The sequence below is a fragment of the Novacetimonas hansenii JCM 7643 genome, assembly GCF_000964405.1.
Classification (GTDB): domain Bacteria; phylum Pseudomonadota; class Alphaproteobacteria; order Acetobacterales; family Acetobacteraceae; genus Novacetimonas; species Novacetimonas hansenii.
Genome location: NZ_BANE01000182.1, coordinates 24,001 through 30,000 on the forward strand (window position 1 = coordinate 24,001; position 6,000 = coordinate 30,000).

5 protein-coding genes are annotated in these 6,000 nt (G+C 64.0%); 3 read left to right on the top strand and 2 right to left on the bottom strand.

From position 1 onward, the window contains the following. Positions 1 to 42: 42 nt before the first annotated feature. Positions 43 to 390, bottom strand: a complete 348-nt coding sequence (locus B7G66_RS12485) for a S4 domain-containing protein (RefSeq protein ID WP_003618235.1) — start codon at positions 388 to 390, stop codon at positions 43 to 45. After that, positions 387 to 3,050: a helicase-related protein gene (locus B7G66_RS12490; protein WP_080545508.1), complete on the bottom strand. Its 2,664-nt coding sequence runs from the start codon at positions 3,048 to 3,050 to the stop codon at positions 387 to 389. Before B7G66_RS12490 ends, B7G66_RS12485 begins: the two co-directional genes overlap by 4 nt. 123 nt (positions 3,051 to 3,173) lie before the next feature. Here B7G66_RS12490 and B7G66_RS12495 point away from each other — a divergent pair, with 123 nt between their 5' ends. The 3 genes from B7G66_RS12495 (at position 3,174) to B7G66_RS12505 (ending at position 5,737) form a co-directional block, all read left to right on the top strand. Beyond that, positions 3,174 to 4,613, top strand: a complete 1,440-nt coding sequence (locus B7G66_RS12495; protein WP_003618239.1) for a leucyl aminopeptidase family protein — start codon at positions 3,174 to 3,176, stop codon at positions 4,611 to 4,613. Positions 4,614 to 4,740: 127 nt separating this feature from the next. Then, entirely contained in the window at positions 4,741 to 5,184 is a 444-nt protein-coding gene (locus B7G66_RS12500; protein ID WP_371861420.1) for a MarR family winged helix-turn-helix transcriptional regulator, read from the top strand. 106 nt (positions 5,185 to 5,290) lie between these two features. After that, positions 5,291 to 5,737, top strand: coding sequence for a hypothetical protein (locus tag B7G66_RS12505; protein ID WP_040511652.1), 447 nt, complete (start codon positions 5,291 to 5,293; stop codon positions 5,735 to 5,737). Positions 5,738 to 6,000 lie beyond the last annotated feature (263 nt).

The window sequence follows — 6,000 nt, forward strand, 5'->3', positions numbered from 1 at the left end:
AGTCAAAGACGCCCACAAATGAATAATCCCTGATCGCGTGGGTTACTTGCGCTGCATTTCGTCAATTTCTGGAATAACGTCATATAGCATCCGTGCAGCCGATGCGCCTTCGCGGCGGCGGGCAAAGCCTGCCACCCGGATGACCATGACGCTGCGTCGATCCGGCGCTGGCAATGTCAGGATATCGCCGGGATGCACCTGTGCATGGGCCTTTACGGTGCGTTGGCGGTTGATGCGCACCTGTCCCGCCGCGATGAATTCCGCGCAATCATTACGACTCCGCGCGAAACGGGCATGAAACAGCCACAGGTCAAGGCGCTGGGCCTGTGGGGCCGTCGTTTGTGTCGTTTCCTCCCGCCCACCATTGTCCCGTGCGGCCTTGCGGCTCATGACCGTCGTTCCCTTAGTACCGCCAGCACGGCAAAGGGATGGTCCGCCTGATCCTGCCTGTGCTGCGTGGCGGCCATGGACGCATGTTTGCGTGCGCCTGTGGTCGTGCGGCCCCGTGTGGGGCGGCGGGACTGACCCGGGATGTCGGTGGCCGCCGCCGCATGGGCCGGGCTATGGGCCGGGGCACGGCGCAGGCGTCCCACCAGCATGGCGGGGGCAGGGGGGCCGAATTGCGCCGGGTGCAATGGGCGTGTGGGCCGGACATGGATTTCCAGTCCCTTGAGCACGGCCTGGATGGCGTCGCGCCGGATGCTCAGGCGGGATGCAAGGGCATTCGACAGTGGCACCGGATGATGTCGCGTCTGGCGTGTCAGTTCCGTCACCAGCCTGTCGGCGATATCGGCGCGGATACGCACCGGCCCGGCCCGCATCCAGCCCATGCGGTCCATGAATGTCGCAGGCAGCATGTCGTGAGGGACGGACACGACACTGGCGGCAGGCAGTTCGGGGATATCCGTCTCCATATGCGCGCAGGTCAGGATCGCACGCAGCCGCATGCAGCGTGGCTTCATCAGGGCGGGCATGAACAGGGCGAGATGCCCCATACGGATGCCCAGACGCCCCAGATGCCCATGCAGGACACGTGAACGCGCCTCGTCGCGTGCCAGCATGGTGACGCCGCCATCCTCCATCAGGCGATGGAGGATGCCACGCAGCATCGGGTCGTCAGGCACTGCCGCCTGTGCCGCGAACAGGGGGGCCAGCACCTCGCGCACGTGGCGGTCGAGCCATTCATGCAGGCGTTCGCGGATGCGTTCACGCTGCACATTGTCCAGCAGCGGGTTGTCCAGCACCTCGATACGTGGGTGCAGCAGGTCATGGCCATGGCGCAGGCGGGCAACATTCTCGCCTTCCCACATCAGGTGCCGCCCATCCTGCGCAAAGCCGAAGCAGGAGTCGGGCGCATGGGCCAGCACATGCACGCGCCGCGGGATTTCGGTGCGCACCGCCCGTCGCGCCGCGCGCATCAGCAACCGTCGATCCGGCTCGTCAAAGCTTTCGGCCTTCAGCTCCAGGCCGGCGATACGCCCGACGGGATGTCCCTCCACCAGCACGTCGCCCTGTGCGGTGACGGCGGAAAGCAGGTCCTCTGCACTGCCCTCGTCCAATCGCCGGATCAGGGTGGCGGCCCGGCGGTCCACGAAGCGGGCGGTCAGTTGCGCATGCAGCGCGTCGGAGAGCTGGTTTTCCGCATCGCGCGTGCGCTCCTGCCAATATTCGGCATTGCGCAGCCAGTCGGGGCGTGCGGCGATATAGGCGCACACGCGAATGCCCGACAGGCGATGCATCAGCGAATCGATCGTGCCCTCCGGCCGCAGGAAGGCGGCAATCTGCCCGTCCATCCATGCGGGGGGGACGCGGCCGTCACGTATGACGTGGGAAAAGATGCGCGCGCATAAACGGATATGGCTGTCATCGCCAAGCTTGCGGAAATCCGGGATCTGGCAGCTTTCCCACAGCAGGCGCGTTGCCGCGCGCGACCGCGCCATGGTGCGGATTTCGGGGCTTGCGGCAAGGCTGGCGAGTGCCAGCACATCCGACGCCTCATGCCCTGCCGTCAGTTCGGGGCGCGGCGGCGAGCGCCCCAGACTTGAGAGCAGGGCGTCGGGTGAGGAAAAATCAAGGTCGCTGTTACGCCATGACAGGCGCGCCAGCGGGTCGAAGCGATGCTCTTCCACGGCTTCGGCGACGTCTTCCGACAGGGGGCGGCACATTGCGGTGGTGCCGAATGTGCCATCGCGCAGGCCCCGCCCGGCGCGTCCCGCCACCTGTGCGATTTCCGCGGGTGTCAGCGGGCGCATGCGCGTGCCGTCGAATTTGGACAGGCTGGCGAAAGCGACATGGTTGACATCCATGTTCAGCCCCATCCCGATCGCGTCTGTCGCGACAAGGTAATCCACCTCCTTGTTCTGGTACAGCGCGACCTGCGCATTGCGCGTGCGCGGCGAGAGCTGGCCCATCACGATCGCGCACCCGCCACGACGGCGGCGTATCAGTTCGGCAATGGCGTAGACCTCGGCTGCGGAAAACGCGACGATGGCCGAACGTGGCGGCAGGCGTGTCAGCTTGCTTGCCCCTGTATAGGCCAGGTGTGACAGGCGGGGACGGTGTTCGATCTCGATCCCCGGCACCAACCGCCGCAACAGGGGGCGGATGGTGTCGGCGCCCAGGAACATCGTCTCCACCTGTCCGCGCGCATGCAGCAGCCTGTCGGTGAAGATGTGTCCACGATCTGGATCCGCACAGAGCTGGATTTCATCGACCGCGACGAACGCCACCCGCCGGTCGAGGGGCATGGCCTCCACCGTGCAGGAAAACCAGCGTGCGTTGGGGGGGACGATTTTTTCTTCGCCCGTGATGAGGGCCACGGCCCCCACGCCCTTGCGTGCGACCATGCGGTCATAATTTTCGCGTGCGAGCAGACGCAGCGGAAAGCCGATGATGCCACTGGCATGCGCCAGCATCCGTTCGATGGCCAGATGCGTCTTTCCGGTGTTGGTGGGGCCGAGTACGGCGCGCACCTGCGCGGAGGACGAAATGCCGGTCGCGCGTCCGGCGGCGGAATGAAGGGGGCCAGCCCCCGTGGGTACACCCGTCATACCCGTATGCTCTGGCGAGTGGCGGGTAAATGCAAGCAAAACCAGCATATCGCGTGCGACAGGTTGCATGGCGTGCGTGGCGGACGCACGCTGGGGTGGCAAACGACCTGAAAGGGTGACGCCATGACACTTGATGATTTTCCCTGCCTGTTGCGCCAATCCGCGGCAGATGACCTGCCGGTGCGCGTGGTCCATGCGGTGCGCCCCGCGCAGGTGCCGCACCTTGCCGCACTGATCGGTGCGCCTGCGGCGGCCTTTGCGCATGATGCCGGTTTTGGTGCGACCCATGGCCAGGTGCTGCTGCTGCCGGGGGAAAAGGGCGTGGATTCGGCGCTGCTGGGATTGGGCGACGGGCAGGAAGGAGGGGCGTGCGATCCCTTCGTATCCGGTGTGCTGCCCGCGCGCCTGCCGGCCGGGGCGTGGCGTGTGCTGGCGCCGGCGGACGTGGCGGCGGATGATATTGTCCTTGGGTTCTGCCTTGGGGCCTATCGCATGCCTGCCTTCGGGCGCGCACGCTCCGAAGGTATGGCGGCGGCGCGTCTGGTCGTGACGGAACAGGCGATCGGCGCGGCACAGGTGGCGGCCTGCATGTGTCAGGCGCGTGACCTGATCAACACGCCACCCAACCTGATGGGGCCTGCCGACCTTGCGCACGTGGCGCAGGACACCCTGCTTCCGCTTGGCGCGCAGGTGCGCGTCATCACTGGGGATGCGTTGCAGGCCGCGTATCCGACCGTGGCGCATGTCGGGATGGGATCGGATCGCCCCGCCTGCGTTGTCGTGGCCGAATGGCGCGGCAGCACGGCGGACGCGAATGCGCCGTTGCTGTCGCTGGCGGGAAAGGGGGTGTGTTTTGATACCGGCGGGTATGACATCAAGCCCGCCTCCTCCATGTTGCGGATGAAGAAGGATATGGGCGGTGCGGCGCTGATGCTGGCTCTGGCGCGTCTGGTCATGCTGCGTGATCTGCCGCTGCGGCTGGAACTGCGGCTGGGCTGTGTTGAAAACAGCGTGTCGGGCCATGCCATGCGGCCGTCCGACGTGATTGTCACGCGGTCGGGTCAGACGGTGGAGGTCGGAAATACCGACGCCGAAGGGCGGCTGGTGCTGTGCGATCTGCTGAGTGAGGCCTGCGACTCCGCCCCCGACCTGCTGCTGGATGCCGCGACCCTGACGGGGGCGGCACGGGTTGCGCTGGGGCCGGACCTGCCCGCGCTGTTCAGCAATGATGATGCCGTGGCGGCGCACCTGCTGGCGGCGGGGGATATGTGCGCCGACCCGATGTGGCGCCTGCCCCTGTGGGATGGGTATCGCGAATGGCTGCGCAGTTCGGTGGCGGATATGAACAATATTTCATCCCGACCCATGGCGGGGGCGGTCACAGCCGCCCTGTTTTTGCGGAATTTTGTCAAAACTGATGTGCGCTGGGCTCATATCGATACGTATGGGTGGAATGATTCTGCACGGCCCGGTCGACCGGAGGGTGGAGAAAGTCTTTGTTTAAGAGCGGCTTACGGAGGAATATTAAAAATATTTAATTTCGAGGACAGAATAGGACACTGATGTAACGATCCGATCCGGAAACTAATTTGCATTATGCGACTTATATATGCCGTAATTGCCAATTATATGTGCAACACCATCTTATCCCATGTCGGCGGGGCGCAGAGTCTTCGTGCCGGGGTCGGTCATGGATAGCAAAACAAGGATTGAAATGATGGCACAGTCATCAGGTTCGGATTCGATGATTAACACTCTGCGCGATACCATTGTCTCCATGGTGCGCCGCGATGGCCCGGACCTGTCCGCGCGCCAGCTTGGGGTCTATCTCACCTGCTATCTGCAGGACGGGCCGCATACGGTGCGTGGCCTTGCGGCGGACCTCAACGTCTCCAAGCCCGCGATTACCCGCGCGCTCGACCGGCTTGAGGACCTGCGTCTGGTCAAGCGTGTGCGTGACCCGATGGATGGCCGTTCGGTCCTGATCTGCCGCACCCCCGATGGCAAGACCTCGCTGCGTGAACTGGCCGCCATCGTGAACGAGGTCGGCGCCCCGCAGGACCGCGAGGCCGAAGCCCCCGTGCGCAAGGCACGCGTGCGCCGCATGGACGAACGCCTGCGTCGCGCGGGCTGATAGCAGATCGTGTCATGGCCGTGGGGGTGTGGAACCTGAACCCCCGTGGCGCATTATGTCATGGCTATGGTCCTTATGACGGCAACGGAAGCAGGAGAATTCAATGATTCGTATGGTAACCCGCGCGGCGGCTGTCGCCCTGATGTCGATGCCCCTTCTTGGTGCCGCCGCGTATGCTGACGATGCACTCGGGACGCCTGCGGGACGTGTCACGATCAAGGTCCAGTCCGCCGATATCGGGATTGGCCGGACATGGGGGTCGGGGCGCCTGACGTTCCAGCACCATACCTATCGCTTCCGTATTGATGGGGGGTCCATCGCGGCTGTCGGATATTCCAAGGTCACTGGCAGTGGCGAGGTCTATAACCTTCATGAGGTGAAGGATTTTGAAGGCAGTTATGCCGCAGTCAATGGTGAGGCGACGGCCGGCACGGGTGTTGGTGGCATCGTGTTAAGCAACCCCAACGGCGTGAAGATCAAGCTGGTGACGCAGAGCAAGGGCGGACGCCTTGCCGCGGCGGCACAGGGCATGAAGATCACGCTTGTCAAATAACCTTAAGGCCACCAAGGGCAGGATGCGTCCATAACCTGCTGGAATAATGACGTTCCGGGGGGGGCGCGTCGTTGAAACAGGCGGTGGCTTAAAGACGCCGTCTGGATCTGAAAAAGCCGCGTGTGGCAACCGTGTCGCGATGCATGTAACAGGGACCAGCCATCCGGGCTGGTCCCTGTTTTTGTATCGGGCCTGTATGTCGGTGCAGGTTGTCTTACGAGACTGTTTGAAAAGTCATCCTCGATAACATACTGAAATTATAA